This window comes from Paraburkholderia caledonica NBRC 102488 (genome assembly GCF_000685095.1).
Lineage (GTDB): Bacteria > Pseudomonadota > Gammaproteobacteria > Burkholderiales > Burkholderiaceae > Paraburkholderia > Paraburkholderia caledonica.
The window spans coordinates 341,266-363,537 of sequence record NZ_BAYE01000005.1 but is presented as its reverse complement, the minus strand read 5'-3'; the positions used below and the strand labels follow the sequence as shown (position 1 = coordinate 363,537).

Below are 22,272 nucleotides of genomic sequence, written 5' to 3'. Positions count from 1 at the left end.
GATGCCCGTATGCAGCGCAAACCGGCATCGCGAATCTGACTTGCAAAATCAGGCGTCGGGCAAATGCGGAAGCAGGAGACTCACGCACCGTGATCAACGATCACGCCACGTTTTTACATCGTCTCCATTTCCCGCATTTGCCCCAGGCCGAAAAAACGGCCTAACTCCTTGGCCAGTTCGTTCAGTACGCTCATCTCTTTCTGCGAGATGCGCCGTGGCTCCTGAGTGTGAGACCAGTCGCCGTAAAGTAGCGCGACCGTCTGGTCGGTCTCATCCACCACCGGTAACAGCACAAAGGCGCGGGCGTCGTCGAAAGAGCGGCGAAACCATTCCGGCAGGCGCGCGACCATTTTCGGATCGCGCGCGTTTTCGATGAAGATGCCCACCGAATTCGCTATGGCAAGGTGGAACACGTCGGGCTCGAAGGCCGAACCGAACGTAAGCTTGGGCAGCGCCGCATCGATTTTCGGGCCGAGACCCAGGCGCGCGCGGAAGGTGCCGTTGCTGTGCTTGACGAACACCACCGTGCGCGCAAAGCCAAGCGCCGCGAGCACCGTTTCCGAAGCCATGCCGAGGGCCGGCGCGAGCGAACTGGTGTCGGGGAGGGCGCGCAGATCTTCGACACCTGCTGCAATGCGCGCTTCGGGATTCAGCGCCTCGCGCGCCATCGCGTCAGCGTTCGCGCGCAGCTCGACGATTTCGCGCATCACGCCGTCGCCGCCTTCCTCGCGGGCGAGCGCGACGCTCATTTCGAGCAGCACTTCGGGATCGGTGTTGAGCGCGTGGCTATATTCCTGGGCGAGTTCGGCGATGCGTTCCTCGCGCTCGAAGTCGGGCACGTTCTGCTGCGTGAGGACGTCGGCGACCGCCGTCGAATAATTGGTGATCGCGCGCAGCCACTGCACCTGGCGCGGCTGTTCCGTGTCCTGCGGATCGAACTCGCCCATGCCCGAGCGGATCATGTCGGGCAGGCGCCAGCGCACCGCGGCTTCGGCGCCGATTTCGTCGAACGTCACGCCGAGCACCAGCACACAAGCGTCCGCTTCCTGCGTGCCGCCGTCGATGTGGCGGCGAATCTGATCCCATTCCGCGTCGAGATAGAACACCACCAGCAGCTTGCCGATTTGGCGCATCAGCGTGCAGACCACCGCTTCCTCGCCGGCACGCAGATCGCCGCGCTCGGTCAGCTTGCGCGCGACGCAGCCCGAGAGCAGCGTGCGGTTCAGTTCGAGCTTCGCGTCGATGCGGCGCGGCGCGCTGTGATGAAAGTGATCGACGATCTTCAGGCCGACCACGAGATGGCCGACCGCGTCCATGCCGAGCACCATCAGCGCGCGCGACACGGTGGTGATATTGCCGCCGAAAGCCATATACATGGCCGAGTTCGCGAGCCGCAACACCTTTTGCGTGAGCGCGAAGTCCGAGAGCACGACCTGCACGAGGCCGGTGAAGTCGAGGTCGTCGTTGTTCATCGCCGCCATGGTGGTGCGCAGCGACTGCGACAGCATGGGGAAATCGCCGCGCTCGCTCATTCGCGTCCACAGCCGGTCGAGCACAGCCGCCTTTACCATGTGAGTCCCGCAAAAACCATACATGTTCCAATGAATGCCACGCCGGCCTGAAGCCGGCTTGTGCCGCTGCGTAAGCGCTTGACCCGCACTGTTAGGCGCTGTGCAGGTGAAGCGAGCGCGCTTCGAAACGCTGCGCCAGTTCGTCAGAAGGCAACGCCTGGCAGACGAGCCAGCCCTGTATGTGGTCGCATCCCATTTCGGTGAGCAGGGCGCGCTGCGCTTCGGTTTCGACGCCCTCCGCGACCAGTTCCAGGTCGAGTGTCTGGGCGAGGCCGACCACCGCGCTGACAATCGCCTGGTCGTTTCGGGAGGTTAGCAGATTCTCGACAAAACTCCTGTCGATCTTGAGCTTTGCAAGGGGAAACCGTTGCAGGTAAGCCAGGCTTGAATAGCCGGTGCCGAAATCGTCGACGGCAAAGCGGATACCCATAGCGGTCAGGTCCTCCAGCAACACCTTTGCATGTGCCGGGTCGTGCATCAGCAGACTTTCGGTAATTTCGAACACGAGGCGCCGCGGGTCGATGCCGGTCAGATTGATCGCTTCGCGCACGGCGTCCTTGAAACGCGGATCGCGGAACTGCTGTGGCGACACGTTCACGGCGACGTATTGCAGCGAAATGCCCTTGGCGTCCCACTGGATCAACTGCATGCACGCGATTTTCAGCACCCAGTTGCCGAGGAAGTTGATCAGGCCGATCGATTCCGCGAGCGGAATGAACATCGACGGCGGCACGAGACCATGCACCGGATGCAGCCAGCGGATCAGCGCCTCGACCCCGACCACGCCGTGCGTGCGGCTGCTCGTGATCGGCTGGAAATGTAGCGAGAATTCGCCGTTGCGCACGCCGTCGTACAGATCCGCCTCGAGCTTCAGGCGCTCCGCGTCGGCGGGATTGTCGTCGGGCACGTAGAACGCGAGCGTATTGCCGCCGGCCGCCTTGGCCTGCAACAACGCGTGGTCGGCCCAGCGCAGCAGATGCGTGTCGTGCGCGGCGGTGTCGTTGGCGTGGCGCACATCGGGATACAGCGCGATGCCGATGCTCGCCGAAAGATGCACCTGCTGGCCGCTAAATACATAAGGCTGCTGGATCGCGGTCAAGAGGCGCCGGGCCAGCGTTTCGGCGGCGGCGGCCGCGTCAGTGCGGTTCGCAGCGGGCTTCACGAGGATCGCGAACTCGTCGCTGGCCACGCGCGCCACGGTTTCGCTCGGACTCGTCATGTTCATGAGACGCCGCGCGGTGTCACGCAGCATCTCGTCGCCGGCATCGTAGCCGAGCGCGCGGTTCACGCGCTGATAATCGTCGATGTCGAGCAGCAGCAGCGCGGCCGGCGTGCCGTGCGCGTCGGCTTGCCGTTGCGCTTCGAGCACCGCGGGAATCAGCGCGGACTGATTGGCGAGGTTGGTCAGGCGGTCCAGATGCAGTGCCTGGATGAGGCGCTCCTCGCTCGCACGCCAGGCGGACACGTCGAAGCCGGCAATCGCATAGCCGCCGATGCCGTTGTGGCTGCTGCGCACCACGCGCAACTCCACGGTGATCGGGTAGGTGAGCGACTTGATGAGCCCGAGCGTGGCTTTCTCCACGTTGCCCGAAGCCGCCGCGCGGGCGAGCAGCGCGTCGAGGCGCGGCACATCGGCCTGGGCCACCAGTTCATGCAGCGTGATCGTCTCGAGATATTCGCGGTGATAGCCGATAAAGCGCAGGCTCGCGTCGGACACATAGATAAAGCGCAGTTCGCTGTCCACGTGCGCGAGCAGATCGACGGCGCCCACCACCTGTTCGAGTTGCGGCGGCGGAGGCGGGGCTGCTTGCGGCGTGTCGTCCACGCGACGGCCAAGCGCAAGAAGCCGGTCGACGACCGTGCGCAAGGAGCCCCGGCGGGGCGCGGTGATCCTGTTCGCTTCCATGTTTGTCGCTGGCAACCTGTGTTCGTCTGCAGGCGGAGCGGCTTGCTTTTCGCCTGGTGAAGGCGGTCAAAAGGTATCAGGCCGCCCCATCAGAACAAGATAACGGCTCGCGCCCCGAAATCTTTAGCCGGCGAACGGGAAAAACTTCGTAAGGCACGGCGGGCCGCCATGGCCGGGCGTTCCGGCGATCGGGTTAAAGTGCGGCGACCCGGCGTCCGTTAATACGGCAAACCCCTTGTGCGGTGGCGGTGCGCCGCTGCCGCGCCACACTCCGACAAGCTGCACCGATGATCCATGTCTGAACTTCATTTGGTCCGTGCGACTGCCCGGCGCATCGAGGTGCGCGACTCGTCCGGCGAGGATGCCGACCGGGCGTCCGCGCCCCAGTTCGTCTATCTTGGACGCCAGCCGATCCTCGATAGCCAGGGCGCGCTCAACGCCTACGAACTGCTGTTCCGGGCCGGCGCCCACAACTACGCAGAAATCACCGACGACGCTCAGGCGACGGCGCAGGTCGTGGCGCGCGCCCTCGGCGGAATCGGTGTGCCTGCGGTACTCGGGCGGCATCGCGGCTTCGTGAATATTGATCGGGCGATGCTCTTCGACGACATTGTCCACGTCATGCCGCCCGAACGCTTCGTGCTCGAGATCCTCGAAACGGTGAAGTTCGATGCGCAACTCGCGCGCCGGCTGAACGAACTGAGGCGCAGCGGTTTCCAGGTTGCGCTCGACGACGTCAGCGAACTGTCCGGCGAACTGCTCGCCATGTTGCCGCATGCGGACATCGTCAAGATCGATTTTTTGCAGACGAAGCGAGCGGATCTGCCTGAACTCGCGGCCGCCATGCGCGGCTACGGCAAGACGCTGTTAGCCGAAAAAGTGGAGACACGCGAGGACTTCGCGCTCGCCCGCGATCTCGGTTTCGATCTGTTTCAGGGCTACTTCTTCGCGCGGCCCCAGGTGCTGGCCGCGCCGCGCAACCGGTCTCCGCGTCCGAGCCTCTTGCGACTGCTCGCGCTACTGTCGCGCGATGCGGGTATCGTCGAACTCGAAGCCGAACTGAAGCTGAACCCGAGCGTGGTCGTCCAGTTGCTGCGGCTCGTCAACTCGAGCGCATTCGGTCTTGGGCGCAATATCGCGTCGTTGCGCGAGGCGATCATCGCAACGGGGACGCGCCAGATCGCGCGCTGGGCGCAACTGCTGCTTTATGCGGACAGCGGCGATCTGCCGTGGCGCGCCGATCCGCTCGTGCAACTGGCGGGTACCCGTTCGCGCTTCATGGAACTGGCGGCGGCCTGGATGCGTCCCGCCGACGACGAATTCGCCGATGCCGCGTTCATGACCGGGATTTTTTCGCTCGTACATGTGCTGCTCGGCAGCACGCCGAAGGCGGTGCTGGAAAAGCTCGGTCTTGCGCCGCAGATCCGCGAGGCAATCGTCACGCATCACGGAGCGCTCGGCAGGCTGTTGCGCATCGCGGAGCTGGCGGGCAAAGGCGGCGACGCCGCGCCGATTGCGCTCGGACCCGATGCGCCGCCGGAATTCGCCGCGCTCACGCCCGAGGTACTCGCCGAACTCAACCTCTCCGCTGCCGCGTGGTTTGGCGCGCATGTGGAAGAAGCGGCTGCCTGATCCGCGCCGTTGCTTGCATCCTGCGAGGTGCGGCGCACGTATTCTGCGTGTACGTGGTCCAATAGAGCGCAGGGCCGGTCGGTCATGTCCGGCTTTGCCGCTTAGCTCTGTTCCAGGCTGCCGCCTGGAAGGCGCCCGGATCGAGCCGGGCCGACCATGGTCGCGCTGGAACGGCGAGGCCGTAGACTCGTCGCCGGAATCGTGTGCATCAACGCTCAAAGGATCAGCAGATGAAAAGAAAATTCATACCGGCGGCGCTGGCCGCTGCCGTGTCGGTGGCCTTCGCCGCGTATTCGTTGGCAGCAAACGCGACGCTCAAGCCGGGCGATCCGGCACCGCAGTTCACCACGCAGGCGTCGCTGGGCGGCAAGACGTACACGTATTCGCTTGCCGACGAGCTGAAGAAGGGACCGGTAGTGCTGTACTTCTACCCGGCCGCTTTCACGAAGGGCTGCACGATCGAGGCTCATGAATTCGCAGAGGCCGTCGACGAATACAAGAAATATGGCGCGACGGTGATCGGCGTGTCGCACGACAACATCGACACGTTGACGAAATTCTCGGTGAGCGAGTGCCGCAGCAAATTCCCGGTTGCGGCGGACCCGGAGTCGAAAGTGATTGGCGAATACGACGCGGGCTTGCCGATGCATAGTTCGATGGCCAATCGCGTGTCATACGTGATCGCGCCTGACGGCAAGATCATTTACGAATACACGAGCCTGTCGCCGGAAAAGCACGTCGAGAATACGCTTAAGGCCGTGAAGGACTGGGCCGCGACGCACAAGCAGCCGTAAGGCGTATGGTCGGGAACTCGCCATGCCGATTATTGTTGCGCTACTGGCGCTGATTGCGCTGGTCTATGGCGCGGTGCGCGCATTCTATGGGTTGCAGTCGGCCTTCGGCACGACGGTCGCCGTCGGTGCGGCGGTGCTGGCCGCCGTGCTGCTGATTGCCGCCGTCGCGTACTGGTTGCGCCGCCGCAAGGAAGTGGCACCGAATATTCGCGACGGCGACTGGACGCACCGGCTCGACGGCACTTGGGGCTCGGTGCGGCTCGCGTCGGGCAAGCGTCTGTGTGAGATTTATCTGGCCCCGGAGCAGGGCGCATATATCTTCGCCGACCTGCTCGGGGCCGACATGGAGCGCGACGGCGCGCAATGGCGGGTTGCGCTGAAAGTGAAGGATGCCGCGCATGGCGTGTGGCACTTGCCTATGCAGAGCGAAGGGCAAGCAAAGCAATGGCGGCGCATTTTTTTGCTCGCTATCGACCAGAAACTTTGAGGTCGTTTGCAGCGGTGAAGAGCCGATGAAGCAGCGGTGAAGCAGCGGTGAAGCAGCGGTGAAGCGGCGGTACTGCCGGTTCAACCGCTGTACCCCGCGCATGCGCGACGCTGTGCACGCACAACAGCACAGCAGTACAACGCCACGCATCACGCAGACGGAGCAATACCGCTTCTGCGCGCTTTCCTCGACTCCCAGCGAACGCGAATCCGGTCCATGTAAAGATAGACCACCGGTGTCGTGTACAAGGTCAGCATCTGGCTGACAATCAGCCCGCCGACAATCGCAATGCCGAGCGGCGCGCGCAACTCCGCGCCTTCGCCGCGCCCGAACGCGAGCGGCACTGCGCCGAGCATGGCCGCGAACGTGGTCATCATGATCGGACGGAAACGCAGCAGGCACGCCTCGTGAATCGCGTCACGCGACGAGCGGCCTTGCCGCGACGCTTCGATAGCGAAGTCCACCATCATGATCGCGTTCTTCTTGACGATGCCGATCAGCAGAATCACGCCGATTAACGCGATGATGCTGAACTCGGTCTTGAAGAGCAGCAGCGCCAGCAGCGCGCCTACGCCCGCCGACGGCAGCGTCGACAGAATGGTCAGCGGGTGAATGTAGCTCTCGTACAGGATGCCGAGCACGATGTACACCGCTGCGAGAGCGGCCAGAATCAGAATCGGCTGGTCCGACATGGACTGCTGGAAGGCCTGCGCCGTTCCCTGGAAGCTGCCGTGGATAGTCGCCGGCATGCCGATCTGCGCCATGGTCTCGTAGATCGCCTGGGTTGCCGTGGACAGCGACACGCCAGGCGGCAGGTTGAACGAGATCGTCGAGGCCACGAACTGACTCTGGTGATTCACCGACAACGGCGTGTTGCCCGGACTGAAGCTCGCAATCGCCGACAACGGCACCATGGTCTCCTTCGAAGTCGACACGGCCGCGCCCGACGAAGCGCTCGACTTGCCGCTCGCGGCGATCGAATTGATCGCCTGGTTGCGCGCGGAATCGGCGGCAATCGTCGCGGCGCTCGACGCCGTGGTGCCCGCGGTGCCGCCCGCCGAGGCGCTCGTGGACGACGTGGTGGTCGCCTTCGTCACCGTGCCCGCAGGCGCGTTGGTGGTCTGCGCGCCGCTCGCGCTGCCGCCCGACGTGCTGACGTAGATCTGCTTGAGCATGTCGGGGCTCTGCCAGTATTTCGGCGCGACTTCCATCACCACGTGATACTGGTTCAACGGGTTGTAGATCGTCGATACCTGGCGCTGACCGAAGGCGTCGTACAGCGTGTTGTCGATCTGCGCGGGCTTGATGCCGAGCCGCGACGCGCTCGCGCGGTCGATGGTCACCATCGCTTCGAGGCCGCCTTGCTGCTGGTCGGAATTCACGTCGGTCAGTTCGTGGCGCGCCTGCAGCGCCTCGGTGAGCTTCGGTCCCCACAGATACAGGTCGGGTGTCGAATCGGCGAGTAGCGTGAACTGATACTGCGCATTCGATTGCCGCCCGCCCACGCGAATGTCCTGCACCGATTGCAGGAACGTGCGTGCGCCGGCTACGTCGCCAAGCGGCGCGCGCAGTTGCTGGATCACCTGATCGGCGGAAAGCTTGCGCTCGCCCTTCGATTTGAGCGACACGAACATGAAGCCCGAATTGGTCTGCCGCCCGCCCGTGAAACCGACCACGCTATCCACGGCCGGGTTCTTGCTGACGATCTCCATCATCTGCGCGAACTTGCCTTTCATGGCCTGGAAAGACGTGCTCTGGTCGGCCTGAATGCCGCCGATGAGCCGCCCGGTGTCCTGCTGCGGGAAGAAGCCCTTCGGCACGATGATATACAGCCAGATATTCAGGCCGATGGTCGCGAGCAGAACAGTGAGGATCAGGCGCGGATGCAGCAGCGCCCAGCCGAGCGTGCGTTCGTAGCCACGTTGCATGGACGCAAAACCGCGTTCGAGCCAACGTCCGAAACGGCCTTCCTCTTTCTGTTCCCGGGGCTCGCGCAAAAGGCGGGAGCACATCATTGGCGTGAGCGTGAGCGAGACGATCAGCGAAACGCCGATCGCGAGCGACAGCGTCAGCGCGAACTCGCGGAACAGCCGGCCCACGATGCCGCCCATCAGCAGGATCGGCAGGAACACGGCGACGAGCGAGATGCTGATCGACATGACCGTGAAGCCGACTTCGCGCGCGCCGATGAATGCAGCCTTCATGCGCGGCACGCCGTTCTCGATATGGCGTGAGATGTTTTCCAGCACCACGATAGCGTCGTCCACGACGAAGCCCGTCGCGATAGTCAGCGCCATCAGCGAAAGGTTGTCGATCGAGAAGCCGAGCAGGTACATGGCGCCGAACGTGCCGATGATCGAGATCGGCACTGCCACGCTCGGAATGAGCGTGGCGCGCCAGTTGCGCAGGAACAGGAACACGACCATTACGACGAGCGCGACCGCGATCAATAGCGTGTACTCGGTGTCTTTCAGCGACGCGCGGATCGTGACCGAGCGGTCGGACGTAGGCGAGATGTCGACGTCGGCCGGCAGCGATGCATGCAGTTGCGGCAGCATAGCCGTGACGCGGTCGACCGTTTCAATGATGTTCGCGCCCGGCTGGCGGTACAGGATCACGAGCACCGAACGCTTGCCGTTGAAGAGCCCGAGGTTGCGCAGATCCTCGACTGAATCGACAACTTCCGCCACGTCCGATAGCTTGACCGCCGAGCCGTTGCGATAGGCGATCACGAGGTCGCGGTACTGCGACGCCTTGCTCGCCTGGTCGTTCGTATAGATCTGTACGCGGTTCGGGCCGAACTCGATCGAGCCCTTGGGACTGTTCGCGTTGGCCGCGGCGAGCGCCGCGCGCACGTCTTCGAGACCGATGCCGTAGTGAAAAAGCGCCTGCGGCTCCAGTTCGACGCGAACAGCCGGATTCGCCGAACCGCTGACGTCCACTTCGCCCACACCGTCTACTTGCGACAGCGACTGCTGCAGCACCGTGGCCGCCGAGTCGTAGAGCTGGCCGGCGGTGAGCGTTTTCGACGTGAGCGCGAGAATCATGATCGGCGCGTCAGCCGGATTGACCTTGTGATAAGTCGGATTGCTGCGCAGGCTCGCGGGCAGATCGGCGCGCGCGGCGTTGATCGCCGCTTGCACGTCGCGCGCTGCGCCGTCGATGTCGCGGTTCAGACCGAACTGCATGGTGATGCGCGTCGAGCCGACCGAACTGGTCGACGTCATTTCCGTGACGTCGGCTATCGAACCGAGATGCCGTTCGAGCGGACTCGCCACGCTGGTCGCCACCGTGTCCGGGCTCGCGCCCGGCAACGATGCCTGGACCGAAATGGTCGGAAAATCGACCTGCGGGAGCGGCGCAACCGGTAGCTTCGTGAATGCGAACATGCCGGATAGCGCAATGCCGATTGCCAGCAGTGTGGTGGCGACGGGGCGCGAAATAAATGGACGCGACAGGTTCATCGCGTCAATTCCCTGCGTCCGTGGCCGGCGGCGTTGCGCCCGCCGATGGACCGCCCCGGTTGAAGCGCTCGCGCGTGCGGCGGGCCAGCGAATCGAACGCGAGGTAAATCACCGGCGTGGTAAAGAGCGTCAGCAACTGGCTGACGATCAGACCGCCCGCGATCGCGATACCGAGCGGGCGACGCAATTCCGAACCGGCGCCGGTACCGAGCATGAGCGGCAGCGCGCCGAGCAGCGCGGCGAGCGTGGTCATCAGGATCGGCCGGAAGCGCAGCAGGCACGCCTGGTAAATGGCTTCGCGCGGCGCCTTGCCTTCTTCGCGTTCCGCATAAAGCGCGAAGTCGATCATCATGATCGCGTTTTTCTTCACGATGCCGATCAGCAGCACGATGCCGATAATGCCGATGATGTCCAGGTCGTGGCCCGTGATCAGCAGCGCGAGCAATGCGCCCACGCCTGCCGAAGGCAGCGTCGAAAGAATCGTGATCGGATGGATGAAGCTCTCATACAGCACGCCGAGCACGATATACATCGTGACGATGGCCGCCAGGATCAGGAACAGTTCGTTCGATAGCGACGCCTGGAACGCGAGCGCCGCGCCCTGATAGCGTGTCTGGAACGAGGCCGGCAAGCCGATGTCCTTTTCCGCCTGCCCAATTGCCTTGACGGCCGCGCCAAGCGACGATCCTGGCGCCAGGTTGAACGACACCGTCGTGGCGGGGAACTGGCTCAGGTGCGTGACGAGCAACGGGGCCGGTCTTTCGATGAATCTCGCGATCGCGGAGAGCGGCACTTGTCCGCCCGACGAGGTGGAAGAGGGCAGATAGATCGAGTTGAGCGACTCGGTGTAGTGCTGCATCGACGGCTGCGCTTCCAGGATCACGCGGTACTGGTTCGACTGCGTGAAAATCGTCGAGACGATGCGCTGGCCGAATGCGTCGTAAAGCGCGCTATCCACGGTGGCGGGTGTGATGCCATAACGCGACGCCGTGGCACGGTCGATCTCGACGTAGACCGACTGACCGTTGTCCTGCAGGTCGGTTGCGACGTCCGCGAGTTCCGGCGACTGCTTCAACCGCTCGACGAGCTTGGGCACCCAGGTCGTGAATTCGCCCATGTTCGGATCGGTCAGCATGAACTGGTACTGCGTGGGGCTCACGGTCGAATCGATCGTCAGATCCTGCACAGGTTGCATGTACAGCGACGCGCCTGCGATATGCGCGACGTCCCGCTGCAACTGCCGGATCACTTCGCTAGCGGTGCTGCTACGGTCGTCGCGCGGCTTCAGGTTGATGAGCATGCGGCCGCTGTTCAACGTGATATTGCTGCCGTCCACGCCGATAAAGGATGTCAGGCTTTCCACGTCCGGGTTTTTCAGAATCTGCGCGGCGAGTTCCTGCTGGCGCTCGGCCATCGACGCATACGACACCGATTGCGGCGCCTGTGTGATCGCCTGGATCACGCCCGTATCCTGCACCGGGAAGAAGCCCTTGGGAATGAACACGTAGAGCAGCGCGGTCAGCACGAGCGTCAGCACCGCGACGACCAGCGTGGCGCGTTGCCGGCTGAGGACCCACGTGAGCGCGACCGCATAACGGGCGATTACCCAGTCGATCGCACGGTGCGCGCGCGCCTCGAAGCGGTGGCTCTCGTGCGGTGGCGTGTGGCGCAACAGTTTCGCGCACATCATGGGTACGAGCGTGAGCGACACGATCGCGGAAATCACGATGGTCACCGCGAGCGTGATCGCGAATTCATGGAACAGGCGGCCTACCACGTCGCCCATGAAGAGCAGCGGAATCAGCACGGCGATCAGCGAGACGGTCAGCGAAATGATCGTGAAGCCGATCTGCTTCGAACCTTTCAGCGCGGCTTCGAGCGGCGCTTCGCCTTCTTCGACATAGCGCGCGATGTTCTCGATCATGACGATCGCGTCGTCGACCACGAAGCCGGTCGCGATCGTCAAGGCCATTAGCGATAAGTTATCCAGCGAGAAGCCGCACAGATACATCACCGCGAGCGTGCCGATGAGCGAGAGCGGCACCGACAGGCTCGGAATGATGGTCGCGTACACGTTGGCGAGAAACAGGTACATGACGAGCACGACGAGCACGACCGACATGGCCAGTTCGAACTGCACGTCGCGCACGGAAGCGCGGATCGTCGTGGTGCGGTCGGTGACGACCTGCACCTCGAGTGCGGCCGGCAGCGATTGCTGCAACTGGGGCAGCAGTTTCTTGATGCTTTCCACGACCTGAATCACGTTCGCGCCCGGCTGGCGCTGCACGTTCAGGATGATCGCGGGCGTGCCGTCGACCCATGCGCCGAGCTTCGTGTTTTCCGCGCCCTGCACGATGGTGGCGACGTCGGTCAGCATCACGGGACGGCCGTTCTTGTACGCGACCACCGCGCTCTTATACGCATCGGCGTCGGTCAACTGGTCGTTTGCGTTGATCGTGTAGTTGCGCGTCGGGCCGTCGAAGTTGCCCTTCGGCGTGTTGACGTTCAGGTTCGAAATCGTGGTGCGCAAGTCGTCGAGATTCAACCCGTAGGCGGCGAGCGCGCGCGGGTTCGCCTGGATTCGTACGGCCGGCCGCTGGCCGCCCGACAGACTCACGAGGCCCACGCCCGCGACCTGCGAAATTTTCTGCGCAAGACGCGTGTCGGCGAGATCCTGAACCTGCGTGAGCGGCAATGTTTTCGACGTGATCGCGAGCGTGATGATCGGCGCATCGGCGGGATTGACCTTTGCGTAGATCGGCGGCGCGGGCAGGTCCGAGGGCAGCAGGTTGCCCGCGGCGTTGATCGCGGCCTGCACTTCCTGCTCGGCGATATCGAGCGGCAGGTCGAGGCTGAACTGCAGCGTGATGATCGACGAGCCGGCCGAGCTTTGCGACGACATCTGATTCAACGAGGGCATCTGCCCGAATTGACGTTCGAGCGGCGCGGTGACCGACGACGTCATCACGTCCGGGCTCGCGCCCGGATAGAACGTTTGCACCTGGATGGTCGGATAGTCGACCTGCGGCAGCGCTGAGAGCGGCAAGAAGCGCAGCGCGACGAGGCCGACCAGCATGATCGCCGCCATCAGCAGCGCGGTGCCGACGGGACGCAGAATAAAGGCGCGGGATGGATTCATGCGGTAAGTGCCGTGCCCTTATTGCGAAGCTTGCGCTGCGTGCTTGCCGTGATGCGGGCGTGCAGCCGAGGCACCGGAGACACCTGAGGCCGCAGCTGCGGCAGCACCGCTGGCACCGCGCGCGCCGCGCGGTTTGTCCGCCGGAATCGTGATCTTCGCGCCTTCCTTCAGGCGGTCCGAACCGTCGATCACGACGCGCTCGCCCACTTGCAGACCCGACTTGATGCTGGTGCGCTCGCCGTCGACGGGGCCGACCTTTACCGGCCGCACCGTGACGGTGTTGTCAGGCTTCACGACGTACACGAACTGGCCCATGGAGCCGTTCAGCACGGCCGATGTCGGTACGATCACCGCGTCCTTGATCGTATTGACGAGCAACCGGGTGTTCACGAACTGATTGGGGAACAACAGGTTCTTGTTGTTCTGGAAGATCGCGCGCAGCTTGACGGTGCCGGTCGTGGTGTCGATCTGGTTGTCGAGCGTCTCGAGCGTGCCGCCTTCGAGCGACGTGGTGTTGCTGCGGTCGTACGCAGTGACCGAGAGCTTCGTGCCGGACTGCGCCTGTTCGAGAATCTGCTGCAGGTTGTCTTCGGAGGTGGTGAAGATGACGCTGATCGGCTGCAATTGCGTAATCACGACGATGCCGTTGGTCAGGCTCGGCGTCACGTAGTTGCCGGGATCTACCTGCCGCAAGCCGACGCGTCCCGACACCGGCGCGGTGATTCGCGCATAAACGAGGTCGAGCTTGAAGGTGTCGACGTTGGCCTTGTCGGACTTCACGGTGCCTTCATATTGGCGCACGAGCGATGCCTGCGTATCGACCTGCTGGCTCGCGATGGAGTCTTGCGAAAGCAGCGTCTGGTAGCGCTTGAGGTCCAGACGCGCGGTTTGCAGCAAAGCCTCGTCGCGCGCGAGCGTGCCTTCGGCGTTGCTGAGCGAGATCTGGTAGGGACGCGGGTCGATCTGCGCGAGCAGGTCGCCCTTCCTGACCATCTGGCCTTCCTTGAAATACACGTCTTGCAGGGTGCCGCTCAGTTGCGGCAATACCGTCACGCTGGCGAGCGGGGTGACGGTGCCGAGCGCAGTCAAGACAACCGGCATCTCGCCTTGCGTCGCCGTGGCCACATGGACCGGTTGCGGCATGTTCGCCATGCCGCCAGGGCCGCCGCGGCCGGACCGCCCGCTATGTGTGGCGCTCGCGCCCGGTGCGGCGGCGCCGTCCGGCGAGCCCCACGGATGCCAGCGCCACAGCACGAAGCCGAGAATCGCGAGCGCGGCGACGATGAGTGCGATATTGCGGCCGCGATGCGATTTGACGACGGCGGGCGGCGTGTCCCGCTTATCGCGGTTGTGCAACGGACGGTCAGGCCCGCCACTGGCGGGCGCCGGGGAAACCGGAGCGGTGGGGCGTGAAGTTTCCGAATGCTGTTGTTGTTCGTCCATCGGTTCGGTCAGTGACTGGCTTGGAAGTGAGGCGTTCGCGCGATTGTGCCGCATCGGCGAGTGGCGCCCGATGCGTGCGGATCGCACGACAGGCGGTTTCGACAGCGGTCGGTCCGCAAATGTTCAGCGCGATGCTACCTGAGACGTGGCCTACGATGCATGCACAGTGCTGCGGGACACGCGTGCGGTCTGAGATTCGGCGCACCGCGCCGGACGGCCCAGAGGCCCGACGCGCGGGCGGCTCCGCGACAGGAATGCATGATCCTACGTCCCGCGCTCTGTAACAGTCCACCCGTGTATTTTTCTTTTGATTACGCCGGTTACACGATGTGCAACGGCTCGCCGCTACGCGGGGCGGGCAGCGCGTTTGCGGCACTCCTGTTGTTCAGTTGTCGAGCCGGCGCCCCGGCGTCCCCCCGATCTCCAGCACGATTCGCGCGACACAATCGAGCAGGTTGGGTCCGGCACGGTTGATGAGCCAGTCGCGCGGGCACTGGTCGGCGGAGCCGCCGCAGTTGACCGCGTACCGCTCGCCGGACGGGCCGGTGAAGCCGAGCGCGATCGCATTCAGTCCGTCGTGCCATTCGCCGGTCGCGATCGCGAAGCCGCGCTCCATGGTCTCCTGCAGCGCCGTTTCAAGCCGGCCGCCGACGTGGCCCCAGTCGTCGCCCTCGGCGGCCTGCAAACCGGTCAGCAGTTTCATGCGCTCCGGCTCGTCGAGCGCCGCAAGGTAGGCGCGGCCGATGGCGGTGCGGCTCAGGCTCATCCGCGCGCCGACCTCGAGGCGCGACACGAGCACGGCCGAACGTGGCCGGATCACGTCGATCACCACCATGTCGAGCCGGTCGCGCACGGCGAGATGTACCGAGAGCCGGGTGCGCTCCGCAAGTTCGATCAGAAACGGGCGGGCACGCGCGCGAATGTCGAAGTTGCGCAGAAAGCCATTGCTCAGTTCCAGCACCGACGAAGTCAGCACGAAGCGCTCGCTGTCCGGCAACCGGAATAGAAAGCCGGTGCCTACGAGCGTCGCGGTGATACGCGAGACGGTCGGCTTCGGGATGCCGGTGAGTTCGGTCAACTCGCGGTTGCTGAGCGGTGCGTCTGCGGCGGCAATCGCGCGGAGCACCGTGAGGCCGCGGGCCAGCGCAGTGACTTCGTCGCCGGAGCCGTCTTTTTCCTTGACGGGATCGGCGAAGGTATTGAGTCGCGAGCGTGGGTTCATGTGAATTGTGAAACGTTATTTCAGATTATTGGTTTGGAGGGGCGCTTAACGGCGATGCGCCGCGCTCGAAACGCTTATCGCACAAGGTTGCTACGCCCCGTATTTTCTTCATCTCATCATTGTAGCGAAATAATTTCCGACGCCGCGCCGAAGGCTCCAAGATTTTGCTTGACTAAGTCAGCATTACCGGAAAAAATGGAACCTCATTTCGAAAGCGAGTATCAAGGGTCGCGTTTGCACTTGGGCTTCCGTTGCTGGAGCGGGCCATCAAGGCTTATTTGCTCACTTTGATACTGGTCTGCTGGCGCCGTCTATGTTCGACACCGCTCAAGCGCGTTCAGTCACCCGCCAACTTTTCGAAATACCTTCTCTCAGGTTCTAGCACGGCCCTCGGAATGGCTAGAACTTTTCAAGGCGTCACGGTAACGTGACGCCTTTTTTTTGCTCTTTATGGGCGCACAACAAAGTGTGCTCCAACAGGAAACCGCCGCTTCGCGCGCAACAAAGTGTGCTTGGTTCTCGAAACCTGTTGTGCAGTGCAGCAACATGTCGTCATTTTTCAACCTAGGCCGGGACCTAATGTAGGCCGGTGAGAGGTCCGATGCAACGCAATCGCCACAGCCTGTCTATACAGCGTTGGATTCTGGCCGCAATTGCTTGCATATGCGCCTACCGCTTCGGTTTGATAACAACGACACCAGAGACGAGGGTCCGCATCGGTAATTGACCTTGCGCTCCGCGGGTGATTCCTTTTGGTTGCTAACAACGGCCCACTTCAGTCGACGCGGCTTCTGACCTTAGAGATGCGGACAGAGGCCTCGACCCACCGCGTGTCGAGAGAATTCAAATATGCGCGAGCGTTTGTCAGCAAAGAAAAGGGAGCACGCTGAGTTCATCGTGCGATTTAACGAGCTGCGAGACGCGAAGGAAGAAAACGACTCCGCAAATATACGCGCAATTGATGGCTTGAGAGAACAGCTAGCGGCCATGACGTCGGACCGGGATTCGCTCTTGAGGTTTAGTGAAATTCGAGACACGGTGGTTGAAGCTGACCGCATCCGGACTGAAGCCACGCTGTCACGAAAGAATCGAGGCTGCTTACCTGCATCTCGCGGTATCTGCTACTTCCGCGGCCCCTTACCGTCCTCCAATATGCGTGCATGACTTATGTCCTAAGGAGAAAGGTCGTGGAACTGATACGTATGGTCGGCATGGTTTTGGCCAGTTTCTTCGGCGTGCGCAAGCGTGCAAATCATGAAGCCGATTTGGCCAACGTCAACATGGTGCTGCTACCCTTTGTGGCAGTGGCGCTGGCTCTAATGATTGGGTTGCTCATCCTTGGTGTAGTCGAGCTGATTGTCGATGGAACAAGTTCAGCGCAGGGCTTTTGACTGCGGACATGTGTCGCAACGCGCATCTTTGCTTCGCGGCGTCAGGCGCGAACTGCGGGTGAGTCCAGAATCTGCGCAAGTGCGCGAATTGCATTTTCAAAGCGGGCATCCCAAGGGTGCCCGAAATTGAGCCGCACGCAGTTCTGAAAAGCGTGTGTCGCTGAGAACATTGGGCCTGGCGCAATGCTGATGCCGCGTTCGCTCGCCAGCGCGTGAAGCTCCATCGCCTTGACAGACTGCGGGAGTTGCAGCCACAGCATGTAGCCTCCGTGCGGGCGCGTCCACTCGGCCGCGTCGGGTAGCCATCGATGCAGCGCGGCCTCCATTTCTACAAGTTGCGTTTGAAGCGATGAGCGTAGCGAGCGGAGATGCCTGTCGTAGCCGCCGTTCTCCAGGTAGTCGGCAATGCCAGCCTGTGCGGGGATACTTGCACACAGTGTTGTCATTAGCTTGAGTCGCCGAACTTTGTCGGCAAATCGGCCGGCTGTGGCCCATCCAACCCGGTAACCGGGTGCGAGCGTCTTCGAGAACGAACTGCAATGCATGACGAGTCCTTCAGTATCGAATGCCTTCGCGGGCAAAGGCCGGTCACGACTGAAGTGAAGCTCTTGGTAGACGTCGTCCTCGATGAGCGGGACCTGCTTTTCGCGTAGCATCTCGACCAATGCGCGTTTCTTCTCGACAGACAGAGAGGTCCCTGTTGGATTCTGAAAGTTGGGCATGAACCAGCATGCCCTGATGGGGTGTTGCGCGAGCGCGCTTCGCAGTGCGTCGATGTCTAACCCCAGGACTGGGTCCACTGGAATTTCGACTGCCCTCAGGTCGAGTCGCTCGATTGCCTGCAGCGCAGCATAGAAACACGGAGATTCGACGGCAACGACGTCGCCCGGCCGCGTCACGGCCATCAGGCAGAGGTTCAATGCCTCGAGTGCGCCGTTGGTCACAATGATTTCCTCCGGCGCAACGGCAAATCCTGTCCCGATGTAACGTAACCCAATCTGTTTGCGGAGTGGGTCGCTGCCGGGCAGGTCCTCGACCGTACTCCAAGGGCTAAGCGAACGCGTGCCCGCCACCAGAGACTTCAAGAGCCGCGCCGACGGATACAGCCTGGGGGAAGGAAACGCCGAACCCAAGGGCACTATGTCCGGGTGTCGGGTCGACTCAAGTACCGAAAACACCAGGTTGCTAATGTCGACTTCCTTCGGCGCTTCTTCAGGTCTTTCGGCAGGCGCCACCGCATCGACGGCCGCGCCAGGCGTGACGAAGTAGCCCGCGCGTTCTTCGGCGCGGACTAATCCCCACTGCTCGAGCAGGTAATAGGCTCGGAATACCGTTGTCTGACTGACGCCGTACTGCGAGATTATGTGGCGCAAAGACGGAAGCCTGGCCCCGACAGGGATGTGGCCTGCACGAATTTGTTCTGCCAGGTTATTCGCGATGATTTCAAAGCGATTCATTGAATGACCTTGCGGCGCGCTACTGAAGCGGAACTACGGGGGGTCTGCGCTGTGATGACGCCCCTGAGTCACCTCTACGGTTTGGTGTCATGCTACCCGGAATCGACGGCCCCTCACGCTGAAGGCCTGACTGCGTCCGGACTGCTGCGCAGAAATCCACCCCATCTGCTTCTTCCTGATTATCGTCAACGTATCTACCGTATCCGTCTGCGCCATAAAAAAGCGCGTTTGGAAAAGCGTGACCGGAGAGGCTTCGCACATATGTATCGATACACCGATTTTGACAAAGCATTCGTTAAGAGCCGTGCCGCGCAATTCCGCGACCAGTTGGAGCGTTGGCAATGTGGCCAACTGCGCGAGGAGGACTTTCGCCCGCTCAGACTGCAAAACGGATGGTATGTGCAACGGCACGCACCGATGTTGCGCGTGGCTGTGCCATATGGCGAACTGTCGAGCGCACAGTTGCGCGTCCTGGCGCGCATCGCCCGCGAATATGATGACCCAGCCTCCGACGTCTATCGGTGCGCCGTCGAAGCCCAGGCAAAGCTTGGCTCGACCCATCTACCGACGCACACCGCTCACTTCACCACCCGCACGAACGTCCAGTTCAACTGGATTCCGTTAGATAAGGCCGCCGACGTGATGGACCTCCTCGCGTCCGTGGACATGCACGGCATCCAAACCAGCGGAAACTGCATTCGAAACATTTCATGCGACGAGCGTGCTGGCGTGGCCGTTGACGAAATCGCCGACCCACGGCCTTTCGCTGAGCTGATGCGTCAGTGGACAACACTGCACCCAGAATTCGCCTATCTTCCGCGAAAGTTCAAGATTGCCGTCACCGGCGCCACCGAAGACCGAGCGGCGACGGACTGGCACGACGTAGGTCTCCGACTGGTGCGAAACAGCTCGGGCGACCTGGGATTCCGCGTCTCGGTCGGTGGCGGTATGGGCCGAACGCCAATGATTGCGACGGTTCTGCGGGAGTTCCTGCCATGGAATCAAATCATGAACTACATTGAAGCGGTCGTGCGAGTGTATAACCGCTACGGCAGGCGCGACAACAAGTACAAGGCGCGCATCAAGATTCTGGTAAAGGCAGAAGGACAGCGCTACATCGCCGACGTCGAGCAGGAGTTCCGGCAAATCGTTGAACTTGACGGCGCTCCGCACACCATCACACAAGCAGAGCTCGACCGTGTGACCTCCGCATTTGTGCCGCCCGAGACAGTCGCCGAGGCTACCGGGATCTCGCAAGCAGATGCACCTGCCGTCTCGGACCGTTTCGCGCGCTGGATGCGGCGGAACGTGGCGCCGCATAGGGAACCGGCGCTGCGCATCGTGACGCTGTCGTTCAAACGGCTGGGCCACGCGCCAGGAGACGCTTCGGCGGACCAGTTGGAGCGCCTGGCAGACTTGGCAGACCGGTTCTCCGGTGGTGAGGCGCGGGTCACCCACAGCCAGAACATCGTTCTACCCTGGGTGCCCGCGTCCAAGCTATTCGCGCTGTGGGAGGCTGCGAGCGCACTCGGTCTTGCCAGCACAAACATCGGTTTGATGACAGACATCATCGCGTGCCCGGGAGGAGACTTTTGCGCGCTGGCCAACGCGCGTTCGATTCCTGTCGCGCAGGCCCTCGCCGAACGGTATCAAGACATCGACGAACTCGACGACATCGGTGACATCGATGTCCATATCAGCGGATGCATCAACTCCTGCGGCCATCACCATAGCGGGCATATCGGCGTGCTGGGCGTCGACAAGGATGGGAAGGAGTGGTACCAGATTACGTTGGGTGGGGCCGACGGGAGCCAGGCCAGCGGCACCGCGCAGCCAGGCAAGGTAATTGGCCCGTCGTTTTCGGCTGCCGAAGTTCCTGATGCAATCGAGGCCATCCTCGGCACATATCGCGACCTTCGGGAACACCAAGAACAGGGGCGGTACGAACGCTTCATCGAGACGTTGCGTCGCGTCGGCCTCGACCCCTTCAAGGCGGCGGCTAATGGCGCTCGAAACAAAGATGAGGTGCTGGCGTGAACAATATTCCCCGCTTTCAAGTCATCGACAGGCGCGCGGTTCTAGACGCCGGCCAACCGAGCGTTCTGAAGCTGCCCAACGATGCGGACCCCATGACGCTAGCAGGCGAGCTCGCCGGCGTGGAGCGAATTGAACTGCATTTTCCGCACTTCACCGACGGCCGAGCCTATAGCCAGGCGTATCTCTTGCGCCGGAGACTACGCTTCACGGGAGATTTGCGGGCAACGGGTGACGTCCAGGTCGACCAACTGCTGCAGATGGCGCGAACCGGCTTCTCCAGCGCGGTGCTCAACGACGGACTCAACCCGACTGAGGCGGCCCGCCACCTGGAGCAATTTTCTGGCTTCTATCAACGCGACCTCATCGTAGATTCGCTGCCTCTTGCCGCAGCCCGAGCGCTTGAACCCGGTTCAAGGTCGGATTGAAGGTGTCGCAAAACCACTGGCACGCCGGCCAAGCCTCGGCGCACCGGGAAAAGCTGGAAGAAAGCGCAAGGCGATATTTCGACACTCAGCCATCCGGTTCGAGCTTATCTAGGCCTTAACAAGCATCCGCGCTTGGGCCAGAAGCGCCGATGCCGCGAGAAGCTCGTTGCGGCCCGCCATCGTGAGTGCTGCGGCCGCGGTTTCCCTGAAGAGGTCCCGGTTCGAGATTTGTGGCGCGCCGTGCTCCGCAATGCGTGTGCGTCGAAGTCGAAAGAACGCCAGCATCGCGAGCGCATCCAGTCTCTGCTCGTCCGATGCGCCAGACACTACCAGTTCTGCCGCTGCAACCAACCGATTGATTGGACCTTCATAATCCGCTCGGTCCATGGCATCTCTCCGTGCTGCTCAGTACTATAGGTTCACCCACTGAGAGCGCCTACTGCATTCTGATGCCCTCTTGCTGGGACATGGAATCAGCGGCTCCCATGGGAAGGCGGTAGTCTTCGCCAAGTTAGTCGATGCAACCCCCCACGATAGGATATCTGCTCGCGACATTGGAGGTCGTCTTGGCTATCTTGCGGTCTGCTGACCACTGGTGCGCTTACTCCACTGCTCCGCGCCGGACGCTGACGAGCTGCGCTACTTGCCCCCGTTTGCCCGAGGGCGGCATCTCCAATGCATTCCCGGCAATTGCAAATCAACGGTATATACTGTTTATACCATTCATCGATTTGGCAATGGTCATGACTGCACCAAGCGCGAGGAAGCCGACGAAGAAGACCTTTTACATTCCGAAGAGTGCCAACGGCAATGCGAAAGCCGATGAGAAGCCTGCGGATGAGAAGAGCGTGGCCGCAATCCCAGCGCCAGATGCCCAACCGGTTCCGACGAAGGCCGACAAACGGAAGCGCGCCGAACCTGTCGACGCCGCGAAAGTCAGTCCGGTAGCAGGGCAGAAAGCAAAACGCGTGAAGAAAGAGAAAGTGGTGCGTGACAGCTTCACGCTGCCGAAGTACGACTACGAGAAAATCGCGGTACTGAAGCAGTAGTGTCTGGGCGCAGGCGTCTCGGTGAAAAAGAGCGAGCTTCTTCGCGCTGGTGTGCTCTTGCCGGACTCGGCGCCCACCGCCGAGGGGCTGCTGGTAGCTGTTTCTGCAGTCGAAACCGTCAAGACGGGTCGGCCGGCAAAATCGTAGCGGTAGCACGCCCCGGGTGGGCTACCAGGGCGGACCGGTGCGCGCACACGGTTTTCATGGATTCGAACGCGTTCGCTGGGTTTGATACGACCGAACAGATTTTTCAAC

General features: G+C 62.4%; 15 protein-coding genes. 7 read left to right on the top strand and 8 right to left on the bottom strand.

Going from position 1 to position 22,272, the window contains the following annotated elements; genetic code table 11:
- Positions 1 to 113: 113 nt before the first annotated feature.
- Positions 114 to 1,571 (bottom strand): HDOD domain-containing protein, encoded by a 1,458-nt coding sequence (locus tag BCA01S_RS13385; RefSeq protein WP_027777319.1) that lies wholly within the window; start codon positions 1,569 to 1,571, stop codon positions 114 to 116.
- Between the two features lie 91 nt (positions 1,572 to 1,662).
- Positions 1,663 to 3,477, bottom strand: coding sequence for a putative bifunctional diguanylate cyclase/phosphodiesterase (locus BCA01S_RS13380; protein WP_020071464.1), 1,815 nt, complete (start codon positions 3,475 to 3,477; stop codon positions 1,663 to 1,665).
- 294 nt (positions 3,478 to 3,771) lie between these two features.
- Between BCA01S_RS13380 and BCA01S_RS13375 the strand changes: the two genes are divergently transcribed.
- The 3 genes from BCA01S_RS13375 to BCA01S_RS13365 all read left to right on the top strand — a co-directional run bounded on the left by BCA01S_RS13375 (position 3,772) and on the right by BCA01S_RS13365 (position 6,390).
- Entirely contained in the window at positions 3,772 to 5,109 is a 1,338-nt protein-coding gene (locus tag BCA01S_RS13375; protein ID WP_027777318.1) for an EAL and HDOD domain-containing protein, read from the top strand.
- A gap of 230 nt (positions 5,110 to 5,339) precedes the next feature.
- Positions 5,340 to 5,903, top strand: coding sequence for a peroxiredoxin (locus BCA01S_RS13370; RefSeq protein WP_027777317.1), 564 nt, complete (start codon positions 5,340 to 5,342; stop codon positions 5,901 to 5,903).
- Positions 5,904 to 5,925: 22 nt separating this feature from the next.
- A complete protein-coding gene (locus BCA01S_RS13365; protein WP_027777316.1) occupies positions 5,926 to 6,390 on the top strand; it encodes a hypothetical protein in 465 nt (154 codons plus the stop codon).
- 149 nt (positions 6,391 to 6,539) lie between these two features.
- Here the strand turns inward: BCA01S_RS13365 and BCA01S_RS13360 are convergent, their stop codons facing one another.
- The 4 genes from BCA01S_RS13360 to BCA01S_RS13345 all read right to left on the bottom strand — a co-directional run bounded on the left by BCA01S_RS13360 (position 6,540) and on the right by BCA01S_RS13345 (position 15,658).
- Complete coding sequence (locus BCA01S_RS13360; protein ID WP_027777315.1) at positions 6,540 to 9,854, bottom strand: efflux RND transporter permease subunit; 3,315 nt, start codon at positions 9,852 to 9,854, stop codon at positions 6,540 to 6,542.
- 4 nt (positions 9,855 to 9,858) lie between these two features.
- Positions 9,859 to 12,993 (bottom strand): MdtB/MuxB family multidrug efflux RND transporter permease subunit, encoded by a 3,135-nt coding sequence (locus BCA01S_RS13355; RefSeq protein ID WP_027777314.1) that lies wholly within the window; start codon positions 12,991 to 12,993, stop codon positions 9,859 to 9,861.
- An 18-nt stretch (positions 12,994 to 13,011) separates the two neighbouring features.
- Positions 13,012 to 14,436, bottom strand: a complete 1,425-nt coding sequence (locus BCA01S_RS13350; protein WP_027777313.1) for an MdtA/MuxA family multidrug efflux RND transporter periplasmic adaptor subunit — start codon at positions 14,434 to 14,436, stop codon at positions 13,012 to 13,014.
- 385 nt (positions 14,437 to 14,821) lie between these two features.
- Complete coding sequence (locus BCA01S_RS13345; RefSeq protein ID WP_027777312.1) at positions 14,822 to 15,658, bottom strand: IclR family transcriptional regulator; 837 nt, start codon at positions 15,656 to 15,658, stop codon at positions 14,822 to 14,824.
- A 1,187-nt stretch (positions 15,659 to 16,845) separates the two neighbouring features.
- On the opposite strand from BCA01S_RS13345, the gene BCA01S_RS13340 reads away from it, so the two are divergent.
- Entirely contained in the window at positions 16,846 to 17,049 is a 204-nt protein-coding gene (locus tag BCA01S_RS13340) for a DUF2970 domain-containing protein (protein ID WP_027777311.1), read from the top strand.
- A gap of 41 nt (positions 17,050 to 17,090) precedes the next feature.
- Here the strand turns inward: BCA01S_RS13340 and BCA01S_RS13335 are convergent, their stop codons facing one another.
- Complete coding sequence (locus BCA01S_RS13335) at positions 17,091 to 18,506, bottom strand: aminotransferase-like domain-containing protein (RefSeq protein WP_027777310.1); 1,416 nt, start codon at positions 18,504 to 18,506, stop codon at positions 17,091 to 17,093.
- A gap of 261 nt (positions 18,507 to 18,767) precedes the next feature.
- Here BCA01S_RS13335 and BCA01S_RS13325 point away from each other — a divergent pair, with 261 nt between their 5' ends.
- Both BCA01S_RS13325 and BCA01S_RS13320 read left to right on the top strand, forming a co-directional pair.
- Positions 18,768 to 20,543 (top strand): nitrite/sulfite reductase, encoded by a 1,776-nt coding sequence (locus tag BCA01S_RS13325; RefSeq protein ID WP_027777309.1) that lies wholly within the window; start codon positions 18,768 to 18,770, stop codon positions 20,541 to 20,543.
- A complete protein-coding gene (locus BCA01S_RS13320) occupies positions 20,540 to 20,968 on the top strand; it encodes a DUF934 domain-containing protein (RefSeq protein WP_027777308.1) in 429 nt (142 codons plus the stop codon). The genes BCA01S_RS13325 and BCA01S_RS13320 overlap by 4 nt, the downstream gene beginning before the upstream one ends.
- A gap of 108 nt (positions 20,969 to 21,076) precedes the next feature.
- Here the strand turns inward: BCA01S_RS13320 and BCA01S_RS13315 are convergent, their stop codons facing one another.
- Positions 21,077 to 21,355: a hypothetical protein gene (locus BCA01S_RS13315; protein ID WP_027777307.1), complete on the bottom strand. Its 279-nt coding sequence runs from the start codon at positions 21,353 to 21,355 to the stop codon at positions 21,077 to 21,079.
- Positions 21,356 to 21,711: 356 nt separating this feature from the next.
- On the opposite strand from BCA01S_RS13315, the gene BCA01S_RS34850 reads away from it, so the two are divergent.
- A complete protein-coding gene (locus BCA01S_RS34850) occupies positions 21,712 to 22,017 on the top strand; it encodes a hypothetical protein (protein ID WP_341807715.1) in 306 nt (101 codons plus the stop codon).
- Positions 22,018 to 22,272 lie beyond the last annotated feature (255 nt).

Excerpts from the sequence above, each read along its gene's own strand:
- BCA01S_RS13380 (WP_020071464.1), bottom strand. The coding sequence starts at position 3,477 with ATGGAAGCGAACAGGATCACCGCGCCCCGCCGGGGCTCCTTGCGCACG.
- BCA01S_RS13345 (WP_027777312.1), bottom strand. The coding sequence starts at position 15,658 with ATGAACCCACGCTCGCGACTCAATACCTTCGCCGATCCCGTCAAGGAA.
- BCA01S_RS13335 (WP_027777310.1), bottom strand. The coding sequence starts at position 18,506 with ATGAATCGCTTTGAAATCATCGCGAATAACCTGGCAGAACAAATTCGT.
- BCA01S_RS13370 (WP_027777317.1), top strand. The coding sequence starts at position 5,340 with ATGAAAAGAAAATTCATACCGGCGGCGCTGGCCGCTGCCGTGTCGGTG.
- BCA01S_RS13365 (WP_027777316.1), top strand. The coding sequence starts at position 5,926 with ATGCCGATTATTGTTGCGCTACTGGCGCTGATTGCGCTGGTCTATGGC.
- BCA01S_RS13355 (WP_027777314.1), bottom strand. The coding sequence starts at position 12,993 with ATGAATCCATCCCGCGCCTTTATTCTGCGTCCCGTCGGCACCGCGCTG.
- BCA01S_RS13315 (WP_027777307.1), bottom strand. The coding sequence starts at position 21,355 with ATGGACCGAGCGGATTATGAAGGTCCAATCAATCGGTTGGTTGCAGCG.
- BCA01S_RS13325 (WP_027777309.1), top strand. The coding sequence starts at position 18,768 with ATGTATCGATACACCGATTTTGACAAAGCATTCGTTAAGAGCCGTGCC.
- BCA01S_RS13360 (WP_027777315.1), bottom strand. The coding sequence starts at position 9,854 with ATGAACCTGTCGCGTCCATTTATTTCGCGCCCCGTCGCCACCACACTG.
- BCA01S_RS13385 (WP_027777319.1), bottom strand. The coding sequence starts at position 1,571 with ATGGTAAAGGCGGCTGTGCTCGACCGGCTGTGGACGCGAATGAGCGAG.
- BCA01S_RS34850 (WP_341807715.1), top strand. The coding sequence starts at position 21,712 with ATGACTGCACCAAGCGCGAGGAAGCCGACGAAGAAGACCTTTTACATT.
- BCA01S_RS13375 (WP_027777318.1), top strand. The coding sequence starts at position 3,772 with ATGTCTGAACTTCATTTGGTCCGTGCGACTGCCCGGCGCATCGAGGTG.
- BCA01S_RS13350 (WP_027777313.1), bottom strand. The coding sequence starts at position 14,436 with ATGGACGAACAACAACAGCATTCGGAAACTTCACGCCCCACCGCTCCG.